The following is a 534-nucleotide window of genomic DNA, read 5'->3' on the forward strand; positions in this document are numbered from 1 at the left end:
GGCCATGCCCGGTGAGTGGACCGTGTCCTTGGGTGAAGCCACCGAACAGTTGCGCGAAAAGCACAACATCTCCCGTGAAGACCAGGACGCATTCTCGGCCCTGTCCCACCAGCAGGCAGCGGCCGCATGGGACGCCGGTAAGTATGACAACCTCGTCGTGTCGGTTCCCCCCCCGAACAAACCTGGAACCGCGCAGACCCGCGATGAGACCATTCGCGCGGATTCCACCGCAGAATCCCTGTCCAAGCTACGCACGGTGTTCCGCACCGGCGAGAATGCCACGGTCACCGCGGGCAACGCCTCGCCAATGAATGACGGCGCCTCGGCAGCCTTCATCGGGTCCGCCCGCGGCGGCGAGCTACTGGGCGCAGCGCCGTTGGCGCGCATCGTCTCCAACGCTTCTTTTGCCTTGGATCCACAGTTCTTCGGCTTTGCCCCGGTAGAGGCAGCAAATAAGGCATTGGCCAAGGCCGGTCTGAAATGGACCGATATTTCCGTAGTTGAGCTCAACGAAGCCTTTGCCGCGCAGTCCCT

The 534-nt window shown here is 62.7% G+C and carries 1 pseudogene; it reads left to right on the forward strand.

From position 1 onward, the window contains the following. Positions 1-28 precede the first annotated feature (28 nt). Positions 29-534 (forward strand): annotated as a pseudogene (locus tag Q7C21_RS22880) (3-oxoadipyl-CoA thiolase); the annotation flags it as partial.

The organism is Pantoea sp. ANP04, from assembly GCF_041982285.1.
GTDB lineage: Bacteria > Pseudomonadota > Gammaproteobacteria > Enterobacterales > Enterobacteriaceae > Pantoea > Pantoea eucalypti.